Source organism: uncultured Marixanthomonas sp., assembly GCF_963974425.1.
Lineage (GTDB): Bacteria > Bacteroidota > Bacteroidia > Flavobacteriales > Flavobacteriaceae > Marixanthomonas.
The window spans coordinates 42,303-65,000 of the sequence record NZ_CAXBCK010000018.1 but is presented as its reverse complement, the minus strand read 5'-3'; the positions used below and the strand labels follow the sequence as shown (position 1 = coordinate 65,000).

Sequence of the window (22,698 nt, the reverse complement as noted above, 5' to 3'; positions counted from 1 at the left end):
CGTCCATTGTTATTTGACGTTCTTCCATTACTTCAAATAACGCCGCTTGGGTTTTAGCTGGCGCACGGTTTATTTCGTCAATTAATACAATGTTTGAAAAAACGGGCCCTTTTTTAAACTCAAATTCTGACGATTTCATATTTAAAACCGAAGTTCCCAGTACATCGCTCGGCATGAGGTCTGGTGTAAATTGAATACGACTAAAATCAGTTTTCAACGTTTTGGCGAACAGTTTTGCTGTGATAGTTTTGGCAATTCCGGGCACGCCTTCAATAAGTACATGGCCATTTGCCAGTAGGCTTACGATAAGCAATTCTACGAAATCCTGTTGACCAATTATTATTTTACCAAGTTGTTGTTTTATACTTTCAACGGCTTCTTGAAGTTCCTGTAACGGAATTCTATTATTAAAATGAAGTTCGTCGTTATTGTTTTCAGGGTTTTCCATTTGCTTTGGTTTTAAATACTTGTATGTCGTTATATAGTTTTTGTAACTCTTCTTTGCTAGTATCGTGCTGGTTGTTCACTTTATCGATAAAAGTAAACAGTTTTTTAGTGTCTTCAATCGTATTACCTGTTTTACCAGCTACAGCTGTAAAAAAGCGGCTGTTTTGTTGTTCGGTAGGTGTTCTTAGCTGGATGCGGATGTATTCAAAAAAGAGAACGATTTGTTTTTTGGCTACGCTGTGATAATCTTTTTTGTCCAAGTACATGCCCGAAATGGTACGGGTATATTCGTAGGTTCTATTTTTTGGCGGTTCCACAATCGGGATGTGGCGCTGTTTGCGTTTGCCTTCAAAAAGGACAAACAACAAAACTCCAATGAGCACCGTGTAATAGGCCCATTTTAGGTATTTATTACCCAATAAAATATGCAAGGGTGAAACGTTTATGTGCTTTCCCGTTTTGTACTCTTTATCCCATAACAATTGTTGGTCTTTAGGAAGATAAGACAGTGCATTTTTTGTGTAGGTTGCGTAGTTTTCAGTCAACAGAAAATAATTGGAAAATGCTTCCGGTTGTAAATGCAGGTAAAAAGAACCTTTGCCAACTGGGGCTTTTATAAAATTAGGCAGCGAATCCTGTATGTTTTTTTGATCATTAAATACTTCGGAAAAACCTAAAACCGTTTGATTGAGCGTATCGATTTTACTGAAGGTTTTTATAGTAAAATTCCGTTTAATATGATACGGTTTTTGAGTAGCTAATTTTTTGTGGGTCAAGTTTAAAAGCGGCTCAGACTTGATATTACTTGTCAAATAATTGGTCTGGGTTTCTACTTGTAAAGTATCCAAAAGGGTATTACCCATCGAATTGGCACTAATAAAAACTGTGTTGCCTTTTTCTGTCCATTGGTATAGTTTATCCAGCTCGGCTTCATCAAAACCAATGGAATTATTTATAAATAGGTAGGTGCCTTGTAAGGTAGTGTCCTGCAGAACTTCGTAAGGTGGACGGTCTATTTCAGTCAGGTTTTCGTTGAAATTTTGTTCCAATACATCATACAATACAACGGTGCCGAGTGGAATTTCGTCTTGGTTGTTATAACTAGGAAACCAGCTTACTGGTGGGGGTTTGGTAGCTTCCATATATACCATTCCGGCCAGCAGCAGCAGGAAGACACCCAAAAATATTTTTTGAAGTTTAGTCATGGGTGTTGGGTATTTGTTGTTCTAGTTCCTGAAAGGTTCTTTGTGCTTTTTGGTAATCAGTTTCAGTTACAGTAAAATTCCCGTACCAGATATAATCATACAGGTTCGTAGCTTTTTTAAATGGTAAAATAATTGTATCTGAAGTTATTTCAGCAATATAATCGGTGTTGGTTTTATCAAATTCATAGTCTATTAATTCGGCATCGGTCAATTTTTTTAAAATCAATAGATAATAATAGCGGACAGCCAAACGGTATTCTTTACTTTGCAATGCTTTTTCAATGAGTTCTCGAATGTTTTTGGATCGGATAATTTCTTCTTCTTCAGAAAAAAACACGTCAGGTTTTTCTTTGCCTTTAAGGAAACTCGCACCTGGATTCAGTTTAAAGAACAGCCAGACTACAAACGCTACAATACCACCAATAATTAGATAGGGCAGGATTTTAATTAGAAAAGCGAAAAAAGAATTGTATTGCAAGTCGCCTAAGAGCCAATTCCAAAAGCTATTCCAAATGTTGCCTAACCAGTTTTTAAATTGTTGCCACCAATTTTCTTCATCGTCTTTTTCAGAATAATCAAAAGCGGGATTGTTCTTATATCCTTCAATGGTTTCTTCATCAACTTGTAAAGGGGAAACATCGCTTTTGGTATCATAGCGGATTATTTCTTGTTTTTCCACAGTTGTGCTGTCCTGCGGAAATCCTTCAGCAAAACAAAACAAAAAGAAGAATATAAAAAGAAATTTATGCATTAAAATCGTCGCGTTTACCAAGGGTTTCAATGGTTTCCATAGCTCCAGTAAAGTTTTTGCGTTCATTTAGGTTAAAATAAACCAAAGCGGTGCTGATGATAATCAAGGCATATAACAGATATTGACCAATCATTCCTAAAACGTTGAGAGCAACATAGATCCAATCAAACATATCGGCTGGATTAGCGGTTGCTTCCTGGCTAATAGTAAAAATGTTTATAAATGAATAAATAATGCCTGGCAGGCTAAAAATAATGGTGATCATGTAATATAGAATGAGAATAACGAGGTAGGTTGCAAACGTAATCCACCATTCGCCTTTAATAAGCTCAAAACTGTAGCTGATAGAGTCGGTTGTGTTTCGGTTTTCAAATACGTGAATGGCATAGGTTGTGGCTAAGATGGTACCAAAGTAGATACCAGGTATTACACAAAGTATAAAACCAATACCGCTAATTAACCCCACCAAAAAGCTAATTCCTAATAAGCTCCAGAAGCTTTGGCGAACACCAGCTGTTACTTCTTCTTTGATGGCGTTTCCGTCATTTTTTATGTAAGACTTTATGTACTGTAAAACCGTACCGTACATTAAGGCGTAAAAAGCTACTCCCGAAATAAGCATTAAAAAAAATGCAAGTACTATGTCTAACCCAAAAACCTCCGTAGATGCTCCAACAGCAAGTAAATCAAAACTGCCCATAGTTACTTGCATATAATAGATATAGGCGAGTAAAACGATAAGAAGGGCAGGACCAGCTATTTTTAATATCAAACCCAATAAAGTTTTTCCTTCCAAACGGACAAATTTGAAGGTGTCGGTTAATATACTTCCCAGCTCGCGCTGTTTTTTAAAGTTCACGTAATCGTTCTTCATGTTTTCGTTTTAATTTAATGGGGTAAATAACGTAATAAAATATGATAAGGCTTAGCGAGCCGCCAATTATTAAAATAGCGAGCCAGTCTGGCATTTCGGTATGTCGGGTTACAAAACCTTCCAAAAACCCAGCAATGATAAAGAAGGGAATGGTGCTAATTAATATTTTAAGTCCATCTTTAGCGCCTTTAGCAAAGGATTGCAACCTTGTATATGTTCCAGGAAATAAAATACCATTGCCCATGACGAGACCGGCACAAGAGGCAATGATGATTACCGATATTTCAATTGTTCCATGAATCCAGATGGTGCGGGCTGATTCCCAAAGCAGTCCTTGATCGTAAAAAAAGTATTGAAACGAACCTAACATAACAGCGTTTCGCATTACGATAAATAAGGTGCCAAGGCTCAAAAATACTCCAAGGGAAAAGGCAAATAACGCTACGCGGATGTTATTGATGGTAATACCCAGAAACATATCTGTGGATTCCATTTTCTTGTAAACAGCCATAGGATCACCGTTTTCAATATTTTCTAAGGTCATATTTACGTATCCATTGCCAAGAATAAGGCGTACAAAGTCTGAATCGGTTGCTGCTGAATAAGCCCCAACCACTGCAAAAAGTGCAAACGTTATAAATGCGATTAATAACTGTTTATGGTGTTGTGCAAAAAACAGCGGAAACTCTTTAGTATAGAACGTAATAAAGCGTTTTCGTGACTCTCGTTTGGTTTTATATATTTTTTGATGTGCTAATACCGATAGGTTATTGAGGTACTGCGCCGTATTACTATTAGGGTAGAATGTCTGAGCGTAGCTAAGGTGATCGGTAACTTCTACGTACAAAGCACTTAGCTCGTCAGGATTAATTTGAATATTATTCCGAAGAACGCTTTCAAATTTTAACCATTTGTCTTTATTTTGCTTTGCAAATGCGGCCTCGCGCATGGGGTTGTGTATTTTCTTTCAAAGAAACAGTTTTCATGGATAAATTTCAAATAGAAACAGCGCAAAATGTAAATATTGTGCAGAATGTTGCCGGAGTAGGCGATCGCATATTGGCATTTTTAATCGATTCGGGAATCATGTTTATATATATCTTGCTGGCTTCTATTTTGTTCAGTTCACTTGATTTTTTTTCAGATTCGTTTTTGTTGGGAATGACAATTATGCTGCCTTTGTTATTATATCATTTGCTGTGGGAACAATTTTGGAACGGACAAAGTCCCGGAAAAGCTGTGATGAAAATACGTGTAGTAAAAGTTGACGGTTCTAAACCTGCCTTCTCAAACTATTTAATACGATGGCTATTGCGAGTAATTGATATCACTATTTTAAGTGGTGCTGTGGCTTTGGTGGTTATTCTATTTAATGGAAGGGGACAACGCTTGGGGGATTTAGCTGCTGCCACAACGGTGATTTCAGAAAAGAAAACTGTTTCGTTTGCACAAACTATATTGACGGATTTACCTGATAATTACAACCCTGTGTATCCACAAGTAACTATATTTACCGATGCTGAAATGCAAACCATTAAAAACATGTTTCAGCAAGCTAAATACAATGGGAACCACAATGTTATTTTAAAACTTTCAAAACGGGTTTCAAAAGTGATGGAAGTTCAATATGAAACAACACCGCTTACCTTTATTGATACTGTAATAAAAGATTATAACTACTATACCCAGCAACTATGACACTCACATTTGTAATTGATATTTTAGGTACGGTAGCCTTTACCATTTCTGGGGTGTTGACAGCTATGAGAAAAAAGTTGGACCCTTTTGGTATTCTTATCATTGGGTTTGTTACGGCTGTTGGTGGTGGTACGCTTCGTGACGTATTAATCGATGCTAACATTGCTTGGATGCGTAATTTAACTTATTTGTATGTTATAATTGGTTCGGCGGTTGTTGCGGTAATACTTCGGAAGAAATTGAGCTACGTACGTCGTTCGCTGTTTTTGTTTGATACTATTGGGATTGCGCTTTATACCGTTGTAGGAGTTGAAAAAGGGATTTCAGTAGGATTACCACCGTTAATCTGTGTCGCTTTGGGAACAATGTCTGCTTGTTTTGGTGGAGTACTTCGTGATATTTTATGTAATGAAATTCCTATTATCTTCAGAAAAGAAATATATGCAACAGCTTGTATTTTAGGTGGTATAGCGTATTTTTTATTGTTAAAAACGCCATTGCTAGTAGATTGGGTTGTTGTAATATCTGGTGCTATCGTTATTGTAATTCGCTTATTGGCAGTTACTTTTAATCTATCATTTCCTACAATTTATAAAGAAGAAGAGAATATTAGGCTATAAGACTATAAGACCTCGGCTTCGATATAAACGTTTTGTAACGGCCAATCACCTTCATCTGAAGGCAACGCTGCAATTTTTTCGACCACATTCATTCCTTGTGTTACTCGCCCAAATACTGTGTAGTTACCGTTTAAATGACCAGTGGAAGTTTGAGGGCCTAAGAAAATGAAAAACTCAAATGGAGCTGATTTTTTATCAGGATTTTCACGATATTCTTTCGCACCGCTTACTGAGCCCTTAAAATGATTTCGGCCGTTAATTTCAGCAGGTATTAGGTAATCGTCACCCAATTTAAACCTCTTTTCGTTTGTAGAAGGTAAGTCGCTGTTACCGCCTTGAATAATAAAGTTTGGCACAATACGGTGAAAAAACGTTTCATTAAAATATCCTTGTTTCACTAAATAGATAAAATTAGCTCGGTGTAGCGGAGTGTCTTCATAAAGGTCGATAACAATATCGCCTAGTCGTGTAGCTATTTTTACTTTAGTTTCTGGATTTTCCTTTCCGTACTTTGTTAAAAATTCAGAAAGGTTTTCTTGCGTTATTTTTGGATATCCAGCACCAATAGTTTCTTCCTTTTCTTCATTTTCAGAAGTATCAAGAGTTGTTGTGTCTTTTGTGGAAGTTGATTTTTTTTCTGAAGTTGTTTTGCTTTCTGCGGTAGTTTCTGTTTTTACTTCGGAAGCGTTTTTCTTATCTTCACAGCTTGTTAGAAGCAGAACAGCGGTCAATAAAAGGTAACTTAAGTATTTCATAATGGATTTTTCATCATTTGAAGAAAGGATTGTAAAGGTAAAAAAAATGGAGCTGCCCGGCGAAGCAATCCAATTTAAAATGGCACCTGTAGAACGCCTAAAAGAATTAAAAGAACAAGCTAGGTTAAAACAGAACGCGCGCAAAGCAGGTGTAATGGCATTGTTTTACCCTTCAGAAACTAATGAAACACATATCATCCTTATTTTACGTAGAACCTACAAAGGAGTGCATTCTGCACAAGTTGGGTTTCCTGGAGGAAAGATAGAACCAGAAGACGATTCGCTTATGGAAGCTGCACTGCGAGAAACTGAAGAAGAGGTAGGCGTATCACGAAATGTAGTAACTGTATTGAAAGAACTAACCGAAATTTACATTCCACCCAGTAATTTTTTTGTACAGCCTTTTCTTGGTTTAACTAATACTACGCCCACTTTTATCCCGCAAGATGATGAAGTTGAAGCATTAATTGAAGTACCGTTATCACTATTTATGGATGATAAAACCCTTGTGACCAAAAAAATAACCACTTCATATGCAACTAATATTGACGTACCGGCCTTTTTACTTAACGGACATGTAGTTTGGGGCGCTACTGCTATGATGTTGAGTGAGGTACGTGAACTGCTAAAACAGGCGCTATAAGCCGTTAAATTTAGTATCTTTGCATTTCGACCCAAATTTTAAGGGTTAAAAAAATGGAGATCTTTTTATGGGGCTTTTTAAAAAAAATCCTTTCGGACATATATTATTCTTAAAAAAATGGCTCATCCGTATTCTGGGTGCTGCAACACATAGGCGTTTTAAAGGGTTTAACACCTTACAGATAGAAGGTAGTGAGATTATTAAAAACTTACCCGATACAAATGTGCTGTTTGTATCTAACCACCAAACGTACTTTGCCGATGTGGTTGCTATGTTCCATGTCTTTAACGCCAGTTTGAGTGGGAGAGTAGATACTATTGAAAACATAGGGTATCTCTGGAATCCTAAAATGAATATTTATTTTGTAGCTGCCAAGGAAACTATGAAATCTGGATTGTTGCCAAAAATACTGGCATACGCAGGTTCTGTGAGTATTGAGCGTACTTGGCGAGCTAAAGGTGAAGAAGTGAACCGTCAAGTAAAAATGAGCGATGTAAGTAGCATTACTACGGCATTGAATGATGGGTGGGTAATTACATTCCCACAGGGTACTACAAAACCGTGGAAGCCTATACGGCGTGGAACAGCGCACATTATTAAGAAGAACAAACCTATTGTTGTTCCTATTGTTATTGATGGTTTTAGACGTTCTTTTGATAAAAAAGGAATCCGTATTAAAAAACGAGGTATTCTACAATCTATGGAAATTAAAGAACCGTTGGATATAGATTACGAAAACGACACGGTACAAGAAATTGTTGAAAAGTTGGAATATGCTATTGAACAACATCCTTCCTTTTTAAAGGTTATCCCGGAAAAAGAAATTGAAAAAGAAGAAGAACTCAACAAAGAGCGGCATTGGCGATATTAAGTTTTAGCAATAAAGCAAAACTTTATTTCAACACATTTTTTACTTCTTAAAAATTGGAATTAAATATGAAATAGTGTAACCGTAGCCTACACCAAATTCACTAAAGTCATAGGTTCTATTAAAGCCAGGGATGTAAAGGTTGCCAAAATTATCAGGCTCGTCTTCTCCTAATTTACGCTTTAACTGCAGATTTACTGAAAGGTATAGATTGTTTAAGATTTCAGTTTTAATCCCAACAATCAATTCTAGCCAATGACCTGTTAATCCTTTATATTCAACGGGGTTCTCTTTAAAAGTCTGCGGAAAATCTTGATTGGTAGTATAAACTTGATACGATAGTAATTCTTGTTTAAAAGTAGAAAAACCGTAGCGTAACCCAGCGAAAATAGCATTTTCCATTCCTATCCAGTTGTTGTAGGCGTTATAATCAAAACCTAATTTAGCGTAGCTTCCGGTGGTTATGGAGTTTAAATTATCTTCAAACCGTTCTTTTTTTTCATTTCCTATTTCTGCTGCTGCATAAAATTTTTCGGTCACCCTAAAATCTCCCATCAATTCAAAGCCTGAATAGCCTTTTTCAAAAGCAGTTCGGGCAAACTTAGACAAATCTGTACCTACCCGAATACCATATTTGTTATTCGTAACTGTAGAGTCGAGAACAGCCTCTTCTTTTTCAATGTCTTCTTGTGCCAAAGTTGAAAATGACACACAAAAAACACTAATGTAAAATAGTAATATGTGTGTCGTTTTCATTTTCTACTGTATTATTGTTTACATTAATTTGAAAAATCCAATTATTAGCTCCATCATCTTCAAAACTAGCTTGTAAATTGTTATATATTGTTTTAAAAGAACAAGCGCGATTTACATAAATATCTTCTCGTCCATAAGAAAATTCCACAAAATCGGAATTTGGAAGCGAGGGAACACTATCAGTGTTAATGGTAAATCGGTACCGAGTTAAATCGGCTCCAGTATTTAAGGGGATGGCGATAGAATCAGTTGTTTCGTTATCAAGTACTATTTGGCTGTCCTCTAAGGTTGTTTCAATAGTTAATGCATTGGCTGCTTTTGCTTCCGTAGGAATTGCTGCATTTTTAAAAGTAACGATAAGTAGAGGAGTGGTTTGGGTAGTTTCCGGACAAATATCATCACGCGTACAGCCATGAAAGACCAGCAAGATGAGGAAAGCGAAGCAGATTTTTTTTATCATATTCATTTTTTCGAAATTCTTCCGAAGAAGGTTATCGTTTTTCCAAAAGTACAACATTTTCCACGTGATGTGTTTGCGGAAACATGTCTACCGGTTGCACTTTTGTTACTTTATAGCGTTCGTCTAATAAAGCCAAATCTCTAGCTTGTGTAGCACTATTACAACTTACATACACAATTTTCTCTGGTGATAACTTTAAAAGCTGCATAACTACATCGGTATGCATGCCATCACGCGGTGGATCGGTAATTACCACATCTGGTTTTCCATGTGTGTTGATAAAGGTTTCGTTGAACACCTTTTTCATATCACCTACGTAGAATTCAACGTTTTCTATATTGTTTAATTGTGCATTTTCTTTAGCAGCTTCAATAGCATCTGGAACGGCTTCTACACCAATTACTTTTCCAGCCTTTTTAGCAACAAACTGAGCGATGGTTCCCGTTCCAGTATAAAGGTCGTACACTAATTCATCACCTTTTAAACCGGCAAAATCACGGGTTATTTTGTACAGTTCGTAGGCTTGTTCCGAATTGGTTTGATAAAAAGACTTTGCGTTTATTTTAAACTGCAGTCCTTCCATTTCTTCAGTTATATGATCTTTTCCGTGGTAACAGATTACGTCTTGATCGTAAATAGTATCATTTCCTTTACTATTAACCACGTATTGAAGTGAAGTGATTTCAGGAAACTCAGCAGTTATAGAGTCTAAAAGCTTTTCACGATTTGCTTCATCTTCAAAGTAAAACTGAACCAACACCATCACATCACCAGTAGTAGTGGTACGAAGCATTAACGTGCGTAAAAACCCTTCTTGTTTTCTTGGGTTGAAAAAGGACAAGTTTAATTCCTGTGCTTTCTCTTTTACAAAATTTCGGATCGCATTACTAGGGTCGCGTTGTAAATGACATTTTTTTATATCGATGATTTTATCCCACATTCCGGGTTTATGAAACCCTAAGGCGTTTCGGTTTTCAATTACTTCACCGCTTTCAATTTGCTCTGTTGTAAGCCATTTACTATCGCTAAAGGAAAATTCCATTTTATTTCGGTAAAAATAAATGTCTTCTGAACCTAAAATAGGGGTAACTTCGGGCAAATCAATTTTCCCTAGCCTTTGTAAGTTATTAACAACTTCCTTTTGTTTGAAGTATAATTGATGTTCATAGCCCATATTTTGCCATTTGCACCCGCCACAGGTATCAAAATGTTGGCACACAGGCTCTACTCGTTTATCAGAATAGGTTGAAAAAGCTACCGCATTCCCTTCATAATAGGATTTACGTTTTTTATAGGTTTCAATTGTAGCTACATCGCCAGGAATGGCGTTGTTTATAAAAATAACCCGTCCATCAGGTGCTTTTGCGACTGCTTTACCTTTTGCTCCGGCATCAATCACTTCTAGATCTTCAAATACTTTACGTTTATTGCGTCTTGCCATAGACAGCAAAAGTACTATTTATAACTTTTTTATAACAACTTGTAGCTTCAAAAAACATAGAATATTTAGTAACTTGCGCCTTTATGGATGATTTCTCTCCGCAAAGCAGGAATCAATGTAGTTACACGATAAATAATTAAAGAAAATGGCAGTTTTAGAAAAAAAAGCTACGCAAGATGCGATTGATTTAGAAAACAAGTATGGAGCTCATAATTACCATCCATTACCTGTTGTATTGAACAGGGGAGAAGGAGTCTATGTTTGGGATGTAGAAGGAAAAAAATACTACGATTTCCTTTCTGCTTATAGTGCCGTAAATCAAGGGCATTGTCACCCTAAAATTGTTGAGGCAATGGACAAACAGGCTAAAACATTAACTTTAACCTCACGTGCTTTTCATAACGATATGTTAGGAAAGTATGAAAAATATGCTTCGGAATATTTCAACTTTGATAAGTTGTTGCCTATGAATACAGGTGCTGAAGCAGTAGAAACGGCTTTAAAAATCTGTAGAAAATGGGCATATGAGGAAAAGGGAATTTCAGAAAATGAAGCTGAAATCGTTGTTTGTACCAATAACTTTCACGGAAGAACGACTACTATTATTTCTTTTTCAAATGACGAAGTAGCTCGTAACAACTTTGGTCCATACACACAAGGATTCACAAAAATTGAATACGATAACTTAGATGCTTTAAAAAAGACCATTGAAAACAATAAAAACGTTGCAGGATTCTTGGTAGAGCCTATACAAGGTGAAGCAGGAGTTTATGTGCCTTCTGAAGGTTATTTAAAAGAGGCTAGAACTATCTGTGAAGCAAATAATGTTTTGTTTATCGCCGATGAAGTACAGACCGGAATTGCACGTACTGGAAAATTATTAGCAGTGGATCACGAAAATGTAAAACCTGATATTTTAATTTTAGGTAAAGCGTTGAGTGGTGGAGCGTATCCAGTTTCCGCAGTATTAGCCGATGATGAAGTGATGAACGTTATTCGTCCTGGAAATCACGGTTCTACTTTTGGTGGTAATCCAGTTGCAGCAGCAGTTGCTATGGCAGCTTTAGATGTTGTAAAAGATGAAAACTTAGCCGAAAATGCTGAGAAACTTGGTCAGCTTTTTAGAAGTGAATTAAATAAGTACATCGAGACTAGTTCGATTGTTAAACTAGTTCGTGGTAAAGGGTTGTTAAACGCAATTGTTATTAACGATTCTGAAGACAGCGAGACCGCTTGGAATATGTGCTTAAAATTACGTGATAATGGTTTGTTGGCAAAACCAACACATGGGAACATCATCCGATTTGCTCCACCATTGGTAATGAATGAAGAGCAATTACTAGATTGTGTTTCTATTATTACTAAAACACTAAAAGAATTTGAGAAATAAGATATAGCATATTTTGCTTAAACAAAAACCCCGGCTATTTAAAGACCGGGGTTTATTGTTTTTAATTATTTGAATATTACATTCCGTACTCACGCATCATTTCTTCTTGCATTTCTTGTATACCATCCATACCAATGGTTGCATAGAAATAAATGTTTATTAATAAATAAATAGCGCTTAATACAATACCAATTATAGCTAGTATTTTACCAGTTTTTACATTCTGAAAACCAGAATAGATTTCTGGGTTTTCCAAATATAAAGCGGTTGCTTTTTTGGCCATTACAATAGCAATGACACCAAAGATAAGTCCTAATACTCCATAGCAACAGCACGTTACTATCGATAAGATACCAAATACTAAAATTAGGGTTGAATTAGGTAATTTTTGTTTTTCCATGAGTGTTTACATTAGTTGGTTACTATGCTTTAAAAATAAGGTAAATAATTGAAAGCGGCGAATAGTCAATAATACTTTAAAAAAAAGGACGCATTTTTACAAAATAACTAATCACAATAATTGCTACGTTTAATAGTAACAGACCCACTTTAATTTTAAAATCGTGTTTAAATTTTACGAAGAGGTTAAATACTACAAAAAGAAGTAGCACGATAAGGGTGTAAATTGCTGGATACATGTGAAAGGCCGCAGCAAACTCACCTCTAAAAAACAAGACTGTGGCACGTTGTGTACCACAGCCTAAACATTCTATTCCAAAAAGTTGCTTGCTAGTGCATTGCAACATATAGTCTTCAATGCCTTTTAATGCCATATAGTTTATTTCCTGTTGTAAACCGAAGTTTTATGACTAATATCTATATTGTCAGTTGTTTTTAACTTAACAATATAAACACCATCACTTAGGTTTGATGTAGGGAATGAGAAGTGCGTCTCTGCACCAATGTTTTGTTTTTCATAGACCAATTTTCCAGTCATATCAAAAATAAGAGCTTGTTTAATATTGTATCCTTCAGGATTTTGAACTTCAAGAACACCTAAGTTATTATTTTGAAAGAAGTCTACGTTTTCTTCAACTCTTCCTTGTGTTTCTTTTGCGTAATTGCTAAGTTCATTTTTACCTTTAAAGACCACAAAAAAGCGGTCATCATATGTTCCTGCATCTAAGTTATAGGTTGCAGACTTACCGTTTGTAAATTCTTGGTAGGTGTTATCTGCACTATCAAAAATATAAGCTTTTTTGTTATGCATTTTTACTTCTTCTACAGTTTCTACAAAAAATTTAGTTTGTTTAGTTAATTTAAAACCAATTGGAATCATTTTTTCTTTTCCATACGGTACAAACTGAATTACGAAGGGTTTTCTATTAGAATCATCACCAATAAGAAAATATGCTTCCCCACTTTTAGCATCCATAGGGCTTGGTGCATCCCAACCATAGTCCATGTTATCTGTTGTTCTATCATCTAAACCTAAAACTAATTGACGAGCATAACTTTCGTGCATTACCACATTTATGCGTAAATAAGGAGAGCGTGGGTCTGCTTCGGCCCAAGTACTAGATTCATCTCCAGGATTGTTCGTGTTTTTATCTATCTTGTTTTCAGGAGCTTCAGGTCTTTTAAAAATAGAGTTAGCACCTTCTCTTTGAAATACTCTATGACTATTGCTATACGTAATAAGTCCCGGAGTTCCGTCTGTTAAAATTTCAAAACCTTGTCCTATTGGGGAATACCTTCTTGAATAAAGTCCTCCTCTTCCAGTACCAGCTGAACCGCCTATGCCAGAAGCACTGTAGTTATTAAATGTTGGAGGTGTATATACGCCATCTGTCCCAGCACCAGCAGGAACCCAACTACCCCAACCTCCAGACTTATCAGCGTAAAAGTGACTATATTCAATATCTGTGTCTTTGGGTTCGTCCCAGAAGCGTATAGTAGCAATCTGTGGTCCACCAGAAGCATTATTATCCGCAACGAATTGCGATAAATCTATGGCAGAAGGATAAGGGTTTCCCGAAACCACTCTAACCTCTCCTCCGGCAGGCATATTAATTGAAAGTGTTCCTGTATTGGGTCTGCCTCTTAAGTCGAATTTAAAGTCTTTAACTAAATCTGCAAGTGTCCCTCTGTTCCCAGAAGGATCTGTACTAACCCCTTTCATAATAAACCCTTGAAATGGAGAAACCACATCATTGTTATTAATGCGTCTCCAATTGGCTTCATTATCGTTATTAGGTGATGGATCTTTTACATAAATCCATCGCGTAGATAGGGTAGTAGGGTTTAAGCTTCCATTACGTCCAGTAGTCGTTCCAATTGCAGTAGCAGCAGTTTCTGTGTCTCCACAACCATCACAATCAAAAAAACGGGAAACTCCAGCATTAGAGTTTCCTGAGCCAGAAGTAACACCTACCGGCATATTGTAAAATTTATAATGATAAGCTGAAGTGGAATCAACACTTCTGTATACCGAAAGCAATCCATCTCCTTGGTTATCCGCAGTGTCATTACCTTGTATTAATTGCCCGTTATTACGAAGATAAATACTAGCTTCGGTTGCACTACCGCTGGCATTTTTATCTAAGTTTACATCGTTTTCAACGTATAAAACTGCATCGTTTACATAAACATAAGAGTCGGTAGAACCATTTGGCCCTACATACAAATCAGATTGCGCCGTAACGCCGACACTGCTTACTATTAATAATGAGAGTAGTAGGTGTTTCATAAGTATTCAGTTTTAAAACTATAAGATCTGAGGTTAATATAGCCAAATTTTGGTATAAAAATAAAAATAAATTTTTTAATATTGGAGTAATTCTTTTCAAAAACGTAATTTTTTAGTTTTTAAGAGTTTATCTATTTAATATACGAATACTTAATACGTTTGGTTTTTTATGAAAAAAGGAGATACGGTTTCGGTGGTGGATGATGCTATCTCAGGAGTGGTAACCGCTGTTGATGATAGTATGGTTACGGTATTAACAGAAGATGACTTTGAAATGCAATTCTCTGAAAATGAATTGGTTGTTATTACGGGTGCGATTTCAGAAACCGATATGATGCAACAGGATATTTCAGAAATTCTTTCAGAAAAGAAAAGTAGAAGACCAAAAGCTTCTAAAAAGGTAAAGCCTAAAGAACGAAACCGTCCGCCCATGGTGGTCGATTTGCACATTCATCAATTAACGCAACAATATAAACGGATGAACAATCACGATATGTTGGTGCTACAAACCGATACTGCGCAACGGCAACTGGATTTTGCTATCGATAAAAAAATACAGCGGATCGTTTTTATACACGGAGTGGGTGAGGGTGTATTAAAAGCCGAGTTAGAATACCTTTTTAGAAGGTATGACAATGTAAAATATTACGAGGCAGATTACAAGGAGTATGGTCGTGGGGCTACTGAGGTGTATATTTTCCAAAATAAAACCCCTTGATTAATCGTGTTTGAGTAAATCATAAGTCATAAATCGTAAGACACTTCAACAGGTTAAGTAAAATGCCTAAAACTAAATCGATAATAAACTGCAAATCAGTTACTGATACTGCCAACTGCAACTACTTATAATTTACTCTGGAGCAATAAAATCTGGGGTCCCTGTAAATTCGCCACTACTTACAGTTTCAATACTACCTAACGAGAGCGCGTCTTGGGTAATCTGTTCTTCACCATTGACTAGAACTAGATTAGTTAAACGAATTACCACATCACTATCAAAAGTGTAAGTGTGCTCACGAAATGATTGTACGTCATATTGATCTGCAACTGCAGGATTTAAGTAATCGGCACCTACTTCCGGATTAGTGATATCGTCAAGCGGGTTTTGGTTTTGGTTTATATCTTCATAAATAGTGAAAATACCATCATCATCATCATCGGTGTCTAAATAATCGGGTGTGCCGTCTCCATCTGTATCTTGAGCTGGCTCATCTGGGAAGTTCGGGCCCAATTCAACAGAGGTAGGAACATTGTCGCCGTCGTCATCAAAATCGTAACTATCAGGAATCCCGTCTCCATCAGTATCGCCAGTCTCATCGTCGAGGCCATCATTATCATCTAAAACCGTGGTTGTGTTTAAACTTGCCGTGCCAGAAGCGCCTACATAATCCACGTTAACAGTTGGAGAGGTTGGCGGAATGGTGCTACAAAAATAATCACCGGTTACATTGTCATTAAACCTGCGATAGTTAACAACATTTGTACTACCGTTTAATTCAAAGGTTTTAGTCTCGCTTTGCAAAAACAGTTGATCATCGGTAGTGATTTTAAGTGAAATGCTTTCTGAAACGTCATTGTTTATTTTATAGAAAACATATTGATTGCCATTGTTGCAAAGGTTTAGGCTTGCATCTTCAAAGTCAAAGGTAGTAACGATTACTTCACCATCATCACAAGATTGTAGCGTTGCGAATACGAGGATAAAAAACAAGAGATTTTTCATAAACAATACGAGAATGTTGTGTTTTTACAAAGTAACATATTTCTTTGCACTTGAAACGTATTCAAGAATAATATTAATATGTATTTTTGAAGAATTAATTCTGAAAAAATCAGTTCTGAACTATTTCAGCAAAGCTAATAAATCAGGTTTTTCTACTGAAAAAGATAATTTTACAAAGAAGATGAAAAAAGTATATTTTGACAGTGCAGCGACAACTGAATTGCGAAGCGAAGTAATAAGATGTATCACCGAAGTTTTAAAGGTTGAATACGGAAATCCTTCGTCTACACACTCTTATGGTAGGTCGGCTAAGTCATTACTTGAAAATGCAAGAAAGCAAGTTGCTGGGTATTTAAATGTTTCGGCGGCTGAAATTATTTTCACTTCAGGCGGAACAGAAGCCGATAATTTAATATTAAATAGCTGTGTGCGTGATCTAGGTGTAACACGTATTATTTCAAGTAAAATAGAACATCACGCCGTTTTACATACACTTACCGAATTGGAAAGCAACAATGGTGTTCAAGTAGATTATGTAAAATTAGATGAATGTGGACACGTAGATTTTGATCATTTAGAATCTTTATTGAAAGAAGACGATAAAAAAACATTAGTTAGTTTAATGCACGTAAATAATGAAATAGGTAATATTTTAGATATTGAACGTACCGCTAAGCTTTGTAAAGAATATAACACCTTATTTCATAGTGATACCGTACAATCGGTGGGGCATTATGAGTTGGATTTTTCTGAAATTCCTATTGATTTTGCAGCCGTGGCGGCACATAAATTTCACGGCCCTAAAGGAGCTGGATTTGCCTTTATTCGTAAAAATAGCGGATTAAAGCCTTTGATTTTCGGTGGGGAGCAAGAACGTGGCATGCGTGCAGGGACAGAATCTGTTTTTGCTATCGCTGGTATGGCCGAAGCGCTTAAAATTTCCTATGAAAATTTAGAAAAAGAACGAAACTATATCGTTGAGCTTAAAAATTATTTTAAGGAAAAACTGACTTCTGAAATTCCAGGAATTAAGTTTAATGGCGCCTGCGATGATGATGCAAACAGTACGTACACACTTTTAAACGTTTGTCTGCCTATTTCGCCAGAAAAAGCAATGATGTTGTTATTTCAATTAGATTTAAACGGAATAGCCTGTTCTAAGGGTAGTGCTTGTCAAAGTGGGAGTGGGAAAGGCTCTCATGTTTTGAATGAAATATTAAGTGAAGACGATATGAAAAAGCCCTCTATTCGCTTCTCCTTTTCAAGCTTCAATAAAAAAGACGAAGTAGATTATGTGGTTGATGTCTTAAAAGAATTTATTGAAAAGTAGTGTTTTTTATTCCTTAAGCTATTACTTGTAATCTTGTAATAGAATAATTGTTTCCAATTTTTTGTCCCAATCTCACATAGTATGAATGCTTTTTTAAACTTTTTATTGTTTTCATTTTTCACTACATCTATTGTTGCCCAAGTAGGAATCAATACAACTACACCAGATGACGGTTCTTTACTTCAAGTAGATGGCACAACAGGAGCCTTTGTGCCACCAAGAGTAACAACAACTCAAATGAATGCAATACCTACGCCATTGAAGGGTGCTACTGTTTTTAATACAACGACCAATGCTATTTTTGTTTATAATGGCAGCATTTGGCAAAATCAAACAAAAAACGAAATATCGAACCTTACTTTATATAGAAACTTTTCCGGAGGCGAAGCTTTACAGGGGGATAGCACTTTTAACAATTTTCCAATTGGTGATGGTGTTAATGAAGTAACTAGTATTGATACGAGTGTTTTTGAAGTTGTTGGTGATGGAAAAATTAAGGTTTTAGTAGACGGAACTTATCAATTTTCTGCTGGTTTAAGTGTTCGGAATTTAAAAGGGGGACAACGAAAATATATTCTTGCCATTTTTAAAAACACAAGCAGATTCGGTTATTTGGCACGTGGATTTGCTTCTATTCCGACCCCCGCTACTAATATTGAATATTGGGGTGTCTCAGGTGTTTTTCAGTTAACCTTAAATGCTGGTGATATAATTGAAGTTCAGTATTATGTGAATAATGATGGTGTTGATTTAGCAGCCGATTTTCTAAATATCGGGGTTATAAAAATGTAACCTCTATATAATATCTTTTTTAACTTAAAACTTAGCCGTTAGTCTCACATTAAAAACTCTTGGAGTTAGGTAATTAGGAATGGAGTATTGCACTTTGGTGTACACATCGCGTACAAACGTATTGGTGATTGAGTTTTGAACATCAAAAATGTTGAAAATCTCTGCGCCGATAGTCAGTTCTTTAAATGGTTTTAAAAAACCGTTGTCTCGTAATTTTTTGTCATTAACAATCACATAGGAAACTCCAAGATCAGCTCGTTTATAATCTGGTAAACGTACTTGATAGTCGTACGGATCTGCATAACTTGGTGAGCCACCTGGTAAACCTGTATTGTAAACTAAGTTTAGGTACATTTTTAAATCAGGTATAATTTTCACATAATCCTGAAATAATACTGCAAACTTTAACCGTTGATCTGTTGGTCTAAAAATATAGCCACGATCATCTATATTTTCTTCGGTTTTAAGATAACCGAAACTTACCCAACTTTCTGTACCTGGAACAAATTCTCCTGCAAGGCGTGCATCTAATCCATACGCATAAGCAACCGCATTGTTGTTGGCACGATATCGAATACGCACGTTTTCTAGTGTGTATGGGTTTACATCGCTTAGACTTTTGTAATACAATTCAGAGTTTAATCGGAATGGCCGTCCCCAAAGGTCAAAACTGTAATCGTTTCCTAGTACAATATGAATAGATTGTTGTGCTTTTACATCGGGCCTAACCGTTCCTGTGGAATCACGTAATTCACGATAAAATGGCGGTTGGTGATACAACCCTCCAGATAAACGGAATAACATATCCATATCCCAATCAGGTTTTAGCGATACCTGTCCACGGGGACTAAAAACTGTTTGTGATGTACTCTCAATGCCATCACCACTTACATTCCAGTTATGTGCTCGTACACCGGCATTTAACCAAATATCGTTGGAACCTAAAGTGGTTCTTCGGCTCCATTGCGCATATCCTGAAACTCGGTCTATTTGTACATCATTTTGAGCTCTAATCGTTGTGTAAGGTACAATAGGGGAAGTATAGGGCTCATATGGTTGGTTGTTTGCAAAATCGGCTATAGGGGGTCTGATGGAAAACCCAGCCGAATCTATAATTTCATACTCCTGTACTCGATCACGGATATCTTCGTGTGTATATTTTACACCATATTCAATAGTGTTTTCATCAATGTTAACGGTTCCTTTGTGTTCCGCATTAAAAATTAAAGCATCTAAGTCGTTACGGGCGTGAGTAAGTTGACCGCCAATTCCTTCAGTAAACTCTACTTCACCTAAATCTTCATCCCCAATATTGGTATTCACTTCTCCTAATCGGTATTCTGCCAAGATATCATAATATTCCTGCTCGGTAGTTTGGTAAGCCGAAGCAATAAACTTTGCGGTATAATTTTCAGACGCTACATATGTACCTTTAAAGGCTCCAAAGTAGGTGTTATAGCGATCTTGTTCTTGACCTTCATAGAAAACTAGTAACGCTACAGGATCTGCAATTGTACCAAAATTGGTTTGGCGTGTTAAAGGCTCGTAATCATAGCTGTTTATAGAGACATTTCCGAGGAAACCTAATTCAAACTTATTACTTACTTTGTAAGTTAAATACGTTTGTGCATCTGCAAATCGAGGTTTGAAGTTGGTTTCAGTTTGTTTAGCATCTACTAGTAGGCTATTGTCACGGTAGCGCAAACCAACAATACCGGTTAATCTTCCATCATTTGAAATACCACCTGCCGAAACACTGGCTCCTAGCAAACTTAAATCTGCAGAGGCGCTAAAATCTGCGGGTCTGCGGTAGGTAATGTCCAACACCGACGACAATTTATCGCCGTATTTAGCTTGAAACCCACCTGCTGAAAAATCAACATTCGAGGTTAAATCACTATTAACAAAACCAAGTCCTTCTTGTTGACCGCTTCTTATTAAAAACGGGCGATACACTTCAATTTCGTTTACATATACGAGATTTTCATCGTAATTTCCTCCACGGACAGCGTACTGCGTACTCAATTCGTTATTACTGTTTACACCAGGAAGTGATTTTAGTAAATTTTCAACTCCTGCATTGGCACCCGGTATTTTCCGAATGGCTTCAGGACTTATAGTGGTAATCCCTTCTATACGTTTTCGTTCTCGTCCTGAAATTACGACAGTGGCAATTTGTTCTACATTGGTGCTCATTACGGGATTAAGTTCGAAATCTTCGTTAGCACCTAGATTTAAAGTTACCTCTATTTTTTTATTACCTACGTGCGAAAAAGTAAGCGTTACATCTTCATTTGCGGGAATTTCCATTAAATAATACCCGTTAAAATCTGACAAGGTCCCTTCGTCCCCATGAGAGATAGAAGCTCCAACAACTGGCTGGTTTTCTTCGTTGAGAATAACTCCTTTGACCACTGCTTCTTGTGAAAAAACAGTTGTGGAGATAAAGAATAAGATAAGCAGTAGGGGTAGTGATTTTGTTCTCAAAAGCAGTAGTTATTATTGTTTTCTGAAAAAAGTTGCCTCAAATGTAGCACTATTTCCCACATTATCGGTAACAATTACTTTCAAATTGTTTTCGGATTCTGATATGATTTTGTCATCAAAATTATAAGTTATAACGTCTTTTTTGTAATCATATTCCATTAAAATGAATTTTCCGTTAATTGTTCCCCGATACGAACTTATGCCGCTCAATTCATCATCAATAGAAAGTTGTAACGTTTTATTACTACTTATCCACTTACCATCATCAAAATTAATAGGTTTAATTGTTGGTGGTGTTGTATCTGTGGCTATAACATAAGTTCCAAAAGTTCGAGTTTTTGCAGAAAGCTTGTCACCCTTTCGGTATGTTGTATTGTAATAAGGGCGTCCATAATAATTTAAGCGACCTATGTATAGTTTGTCTTTGTCAACATCATTATAGTTTGAAATATCTGCAGTAATGGTAATATTTTTATGAATAGGAATTACATCAGTATGAAAATCGAGTGTGTCGCTGGAGGTCCTTATATCAAGAAAAGTATCGTCATATAAACTGTTAGCTGGAATATATACGCTGTATTTGCCTTTGGTTATCGACGTGGCTTGGTCTGCATAAATATAATCATCTGTCTTAATAACTTCTCTTGGGGTAACGATCTCTTCCTTTTTCCCTTCAATAGGAACGGTAATAAGGGTTTCATTCCCTTCAAAATCGGTTACTTTAATAGTGTAATTGGCGTTAAACCCTTCTTTAACCTCAATATATCCGTCAGTATCCTCGCTTACAATGATGCTCAAAGGATTATTTGATTGTCTAAATAGTTTTTGAACACGGCTTTTATTGGTCATCCAATAGTTATAATCGATAAACCGATTTAGATAGCGTGTTTCGGCAAAAGAAAATTTTTCAAACAGTATATTTATTTTTTCCTGCCCATTGTAGGTTGTCTTTATTTGATATACTCCATTTTTATTTGAAGCCCCATCTAATTGGTCGTATGCCGAAACACCAAACCCTGTTTTCCCGAAGGCTTTTATTTTTTCTGTTTTGTAGCTGCCGTCTTTTTGAAGAATCAATCGAAGTTTAGTACGGTCTTGACTATGGTTTACTTGAGCATCTTCGCCAATAGGATACGCTTGAAGATTAATAATTAAGGGTTTCTTAGAATCTGGGACACCAATACCAAAAAGCATAGGGTTCATAGGGCGAGAAGCTGCGTCACGAATTTCAAAATGCAAATGAGGGCCACCGCTACCTCCAGTATTCCCAGAATAGCCAATTAAATCACCTTTGCTCACCTTAAGTGCCGATGCATTAGGGAAAAGTTCAACTTCTTCCGTCTCTTTTTTGTATTGAATATCGTGAACATACTTAAAAATATCCCCAGCATAGTTTTTTAAATGGGCATAAACGGTAGTATAACCATTTGGATGCTTAATGTATAACGCTTTGCCATAGCCATAATGAGATACTTTTATTCGGCTTACGTATCCATCGGCAGGAGCGTATACCGGAAGCCCTGTTCGTTGTTGGGTTTTAATATCCAACCCGCTGTGAAAATGGTTGCTACGAAGCTCACCAAAACTTCCAGAAAGGATTAAGGGAATCTCCATTGGATTACTAAAATAATCTTTAGGTATCGATTTTTGTCCAAGAGCAGTAAAGCCCAATAATAAAAGGCAGAATATAAATTTCTTCATATTGTAAAAATAAGAATATGCTTATTTAAAAAGGGGAGTAGTGTAAATTTATTGTGCAATAATTCAAT

General features: G+C 36.4%; 23 protein-coding genes. 8 read left to right on the top strand and 15 right to left on the bottom strand.

What is annotated here, in order from left to right; genetic code table 11:
- From AACZ92_RS07065 to AACZ92_RS07045, 5 genes are all read right to left on the bottom strand, one after another.
- Positions 1–448, bottom strand: a 448-nt coding sequence (locus tag AACZ92_RS07065; RefSeq protein WP_339698951.1) for an AAA family ATPase, incomplete at its 3' end; no start/stop codon positions are given.
- A complete protein-coding gene (locus tag AACZ92_RS07060) occupies positions 435–1,652 on the bottom strand; it encodes a DUF4350 domain-containing protein (RefSeq protein WP_339698949.1) in 1,218 nt (405 codons plus the stop codon). The genes AACZ92_RS07060 and AACZ92_RS07065, both read right to left, overlap by 14 nt.
- Positions 1,645–2,403 (bottom strand): DUF4129 domain-containing protein, encoded by a 759-nt coding sequence (locus AACZ92_RS07055; protein WP_339698947.1) that lies wholly within the window; start codon positions 2,401–2,403, stop codon positions 1,645–1,647. The genes AACZ92_RS07060 and AACZ92_RS07055 overlap by 8 nt, the downstream gene beginning before the upstream one ends.
- A complete protein-coding gene (locus AACZ92_RS07050; RefSeq protein WP_339698944.1) occupies positions 2,396–3,277 on the bottom strand; it encodes a hypothetical protein in 882 nt (293 codons plus the stop codon). Before AACZ92_RS07050 ends, AACZ92_RS07055 begins: the two co-directional genes overlap by 8 nt.
- Positions 3,252–4,226, bottom strand: a complete 975-nt coding sequence (locus AACZ92_RS07045; RefSeq protein WP_339698941.1) for a stage II sporulation protein M — start codon at positions 4,224–4,226, stop codon at positions 3,252–3,254. Before AACZ92_RS07045 ends, AACZ92_RS07050 begins: the two co-directional genes overlap by 26 nt.
- A 35-nt stretch (positions 4,227–4,261) precedes the next feature.
- Here AACZ92_RS07045 and AACZ92_RS07040 point away from each other — a divergent pair, with 35 nt between their 5' ends.
- Positions 4,262–4,975: an RDD family protein gene (locus tag AACZ92_RS07040; protein WP_339698938.1), complete on the top strand. Its 714-nt coding sequence runs from the start codon at positions 4,262–4,264 to the stop codon at positions 4,973–4,975.
- The gene (locus AACZ92_RS07035) at positions 4,972–5,595 is read left to right on the top strand and encodes a trimeric intracellular cation channel family protein (protein ID WP_339698935.1); all 624 of its coding nucleotides are present in this window, start codon (positions 4,972–4,974) and stop codon (positions 5,593–5,595) included. The genes AACZ92_RS07040 and AACZ92_RS07035 overlap by 4 nt, the downstream gene beginning before the upstream one ends.
- Positions 5,596–5,597: 2 nt before the next feature.
- On the opposite strand, the gene AACZ92_RS07030 is transcribed toward AACZ92_RS07035, so the two are convergent.
- The gene (locus tag AACZ92_RS07030) at positions 5,598–6,350 is read right to left on the bottom strand and encodes a peptidylprolyl isomerase (RefSeq protein ID WP_339698932.1); all 753 of its coding nucleotides are present in this window, start codon (positions 6,348–6,350) and stop codon (positions 5,598–5,600) included.
- A 1-nt stretch (position 6,351) separates the two neighbouring features.
- Between AACZ92_RS07030 and AACZ92_RS07025 the strand changes: the two genes are divergently transcribed.
- Both AACZ92_RS07025 and AACZ92_RS07020 read left to right on the top strand, forming a co-directional pair.
- Positions 6,352–6,993, top strand: a complete 642-nt coding sequence (locus tag AACZ92_RS07025) for a CoA pyrophosphatase (RefSeq protein WP_339698929.1) — start codon at positions 6,352–6,354, stop codon at positions 6,991–6,993.
- A 67-nt stretch (positions 6,994–7,060) separates the two neighbouring features.
- Complete coding sequence (locus tag AACZ92_RS07020; RefSeq protein ID WP_339698926.1) at positions 7,061–7,864, top strand: lysophospholipid acyltransferase family protein; 804 nt, start codon at positions 7,061–7,063, stop codon at positions 7,862–7,864.
- Between the two features lie 39 nt (positions 7,865–7,903).
- On the opposite strand, the gene AACZ92_RS07015 is transcribed toward AACZ92_RS07020, so the two are convergent.
- Genes AACZ92_RS07015 through rlmD form a run of 3 tightly spaced genes read right to left on the bottom strand, consistent with a single transcriptional unit; the run spans position 7,904 to position 10,518 of the window.
- A complete protein-coding gene (locus tag AACZ92_RS07015; protein WP_339698923.1) occupies positions 7,904–8,617 on the bottom strand; it encodes a DUF6048 family protein in 714 nt (237 codons plus the stop codon).
- Positions 8,583–9,077: a DUF6452 family protein gene (locus AACZ92_RS07010; RefSeq protein ID WP_339698920.1), complete on the bottom strand. Its 495-nt coding sequence runs from the start codon at positions 9,075–9,077 to the stop codon at positions 8,583–8,585. The genes AACZ92_RS07015 and AACZ92_RS07010 overlap by 35 nt, the downstream gene beginning before the upstream one ends.
- 31 nt (positions 9,078–9,108) lie before the next feature.
- Complete coding sequence (gene rlmD, locus AACZ92_RS07005; protein WP_339698918.1) at positions 9,109–10,518, bottom strand: 23S rRNA (uracil(1939)-C(5))-methyltransferase RlmD; 1,410 nt, start codon at positions 10,516–10,518, stop codon at positions 9,109–9,111.
- A gap of 145 nt (positions 10,519–10,663) precedes the next feature.
- On the opposite strand from rlmD, the gene rocD reads away from it, so the two are divergent.
- Entirely contained in the window at positions 10,664–11,908 is a 1,245-nt protein-coding gene (gene rocD / locus AACZ92_RS07000; RefSeq protein WP_339698917.1) for an ornithine--oxo-acid transaminase, read from the top strand.
- Between the two features lie 76 nt (positions 11,909–11,984).
- Here the strand turns inward: rocD and AACZ92_RS06995 are convergent, their stop codons facing one another.
- The 3 genes from AACZ92_RS06995 to AACZ92_RS06985 form a co-directional block, all read right to left on the bottom strand.
- On the bottom strand, positions 11,985–12,308 hold the full coding sequence (locus AACZ92_RS06995; protein WP_339698916.1) for a CCC motif membrane protein: 324 nt from the start codon (positions 12,306–12,308) through the stop codon (positions 11,985–11,987).
- Positions 12,309–12,384: 76 nt separating this feature from the next.
- Positions 12,385–12,681, bottom strand: a complete 297-nt coding sequence (locus tag AACZ92_RS06990; RefSeq protein WP_339698914.1) for a DUF2752 domain-containing protein — start codon at positions 12,679–12,681, stop codon at positions 12,385–12,387.
- Between the two features lie 5 nt (positions 12,682–12,686).
- Positions 12,687–14,597 carry a T9SS type A sorting domain-containing protein gene (locus AACZ92_RS06985; protein WP_339698912.1) on the bottom strand — a complete coding sequence of 637 codons (1,911 nt, stop codon included), beginning with the start codon at positions 14,595–14,597 and terminating at the stop codon, positions 12,687–12,689.
- A 169-nt stretch (positions 14,598–14,766) separates the two neighbouring features.
- On the opposite strand from AACZ92_RS06985, the gene AACZ92_RS06980 reads away from it, so the two are divergent.
- Positions 14,767–15,315: a Smr/MutS family protein gene (locus AACZ92_RS06980; RefSeq protein ID WP_339698910.1), complete on the top strand. Its 549-nt coding sequence runs from the start codon at positions 14,767–14,769 to the stop codon at positions 15,313–15,315.
- 132 nt (positions 15,316–15,447) lie between these two features.
- Here AACZ92_RS06980 and AACZ92_RS06975 read toward each other — a convergent pair whose 3' ends face one another.
- Positions 15,448–16,320, bottom strand: a complete 873-nt coding sequence (locus tag AACZ92_RS06975; protein ID WP_339698908.1) for a hypothetical protein — start codon at positions 16,318–16,320, stop codon at positions 15,448–15,450.
- Between the two features lie 181 nt (positions 16,321–16,501).
- Between AACZ92_RS06975 and AACZ92_RS06970 the strand changes: the two genes are divergently transcribed.
- Together AACZ92_RS06970 and AACZ92_RS06965 are read left to right on the top strand one after the other, a co-directional pair.
- Positions 16,502–17,650, top strand: a complete 1,149-nt coding sequence (locus AACZ92_RS06970; protein WP_339698906.1) for a cysteine desulfurase family protein — start codon at positions 16,502–16,504, stop codon at positions 17,648–17,650.
- Positions 17,651–17,731: 81 nt separating this feature from the next.
- A complete protein-coding gene (locus AACZ92_RS06965) occupies positions 17,732–18,442 on the top strand; it encodes a hypothetical protein (RefSeq protein WP_339698904.1) in 711 nt (236 codons plus the stop codon).
- Between the two features lie 24 nt (positions 18,443–18,466).
- Here AACZ92_RS06965 and AACZ92_RS06960 read toward each other — a convergent pair whose 3' ends face one another.
- Both AACZ92_RS06960 and AACZ92_RS06955 read right to left on the bottom strand, forming a co-directional pair.
- A complete protein-coding gene (locus AACZ92_RS06960) occupies positions 18,467–20,929 on the bottom strand; it encodes a carboxypeptidase-like regulatory domain-containing protein (RefSeq protein ID WP_339698902.1) in 2,463 nt (820 codons plus the stop codon).
- A gap of 12 nt (positions 20,930–20,941) precedes the next feature.
- A complete protein-coding gene (locus AACZ92_RS06955) occupies positions 20,942–22,630 on the bottom strand; it encodes a M23 family metallopeptidase (protein WP_339698899.1) in 1,689 nt (562 codons plus the stop codon).
- Positions 22,631–22,698: the final 68 nt, after the last annotated feature.

What these genes read in the sequence shown, in the direction of transcription:
- AACZ92_RS07060 (WP_339698949.1), bottom strand. Translation starts at nt 1,652, where the DNA reads ATGACTAAACTTCAAAAAATATTTTTGGGTGTCTTCCTGCTGCTGCTG.
- AACZ92_RS07020 (WP_339698926.1), top strand. Translation starts at nt 7,061, where the DNA reads ATGGGGCTTTTTAAAAAAAATCCTTTCGGACATATATTATTCTTAAAA.
- AACZ92_RS07015 (WP_339698923.1), bottom strand. Translation starts at nt 8,617, where the DNA reads ATGAAAACGACACACATATTACTATTTTACATTAGTGTTTTTTGTGTG.
- AACZ92_RS07040 (WP_339698938.1), top strand. Translation starts at nt 4,262, where the DNA reads ATGGATAAATTTCAAATAGAAACAGCGCAAAATGTAAATATTGTGCAG.
- AACZ92_RS06985 (WP_339698912.1), bottom strand. Translation starts at nt 14,597, where the DNA reads ATGAAACACCTACTACTCTCATTATTAATAGTAAGCAGTGTCGGCGTT.
- AACZ92_RS06995 (WP_339698916.1), bottom strand. Translation starts at nt 12,308, where the DNA reads ATGGAAAAACAAAAATTACCTAATTCAACCCTAATTTTAGTATTTGGT.
- rlmD (WP_339698918.1), bottom strand. Translation starts at nt 10,518, where the DNA reads ATGGCAAGACGCAATAAACGTAAAGTATTTGAAGATCTAGAAGTGATT.
- AACZ92_RS06990 (WP_339698914.1), bottom strand. Translation starts at nt 12,681, where the DNA reads ATGGCATTAAAAGGCATTGAAGACTATATGTTGCAATGCACTAGCAAG.
- AACZ92_RS06955 (WP_339698899.1), bottom strand. Translation starts at nt 22,630, where the DNA reads ATGAAGAAATTTATATTCTGCCTTTTATTATTGGGCTTTACTGCTCTT.
- AACZ92_RS06980 (WP_339698910.1), top strand. Translation starts at nt 14,767, where the DNA reads ATGAAAAAAGGAGATACGGTTTCGGTGGTGGATGATGCTATCTCAGGA.
- AACZ92_RS07050 (WP_339698944.1), bottom strand. Translation starts at nt 3,277, where the DNA reads ATGAAGAACGATTACGTGAACTTTAAAAAACAGCGCGAGCTGGGAAGT.
- AACZ92_RS07025 (WP_339698929.1), top strand. Translation starts at nt 6,352, where the DNA reads ATGGATTTTTCATCATTTGAAGAAAGGATTGTAAAGGTAAAAAAAATG.
- AACZ92_RS07045 (WP_339698941.1), bottom strand. Translation starts at nt 4,226, where the DNA reads ATGCGCGAGGCCGCATTTGCAAAGCAAAATAAAGACAAATGGTTAAAA.
- AACZ92_RS07010 (WP_339698920.1), bottom strand. Translation starts at nt 9,077, where the DNA reads ATGATAAAAAAAATCTGCTTCGCTTTCCTCATCTTGCTGGTCTTTCAT.
- AACZ92_RS07055 (WP_339698947.1), bottom strand. Translation starts at nt 2,403, where the DNA reads ATGCATAAATTTCTTTTTATATTCTTCTTTTTGTTTTGTTTTGCTGAA.
- AACZ92_RS07035 (WP_339698935.1), top strand. Translation starts at nt 4,972, where the DNA reads ATGACACTCACATTTGTAATTGATATTTTAGGTACGGTAGCCTTTACC.
- AACZ92_RS06965 (WP_339698904.1), top strand. Translation starts at nt 17,732, where the DNA reads ATGAATGCTTTTTTAAACTTTTTATTGTTTTCATTTTTCACTACATCT.
- rocD (WP_339698917.1), top strand. Translation starts at nt 10,664, where the DNA reads ATGGCAGTTTTAGAAAAAAAAGCTACGCAAGATGCGATTGATTTAGAA.
- AACZ92_RS07030 (WP_339698932.1), bottom strand. Translation starts at nt 6,350, where the DNA reads ATGAAATACTTAAGTTACCTTTTATTGACCGCTGTTCTGCTTCTAACA.
- AACZ92_RS06970 (WP_339698906.1), top strand. Translation starts at nt 16,502, where the DNA reads ATGAAAAAAGTATATTTTGACAGTGCAGCGACAACTGAATTGCGAAGC.
- AACZ92_RS06975 (WP_339698908.1), bottom strand. Translation starts at nt 16,320, where the DNA reads ATGAAAAATCTCTTGTTTTTTATCCTCGTATTCGCAACGCTACAATCT.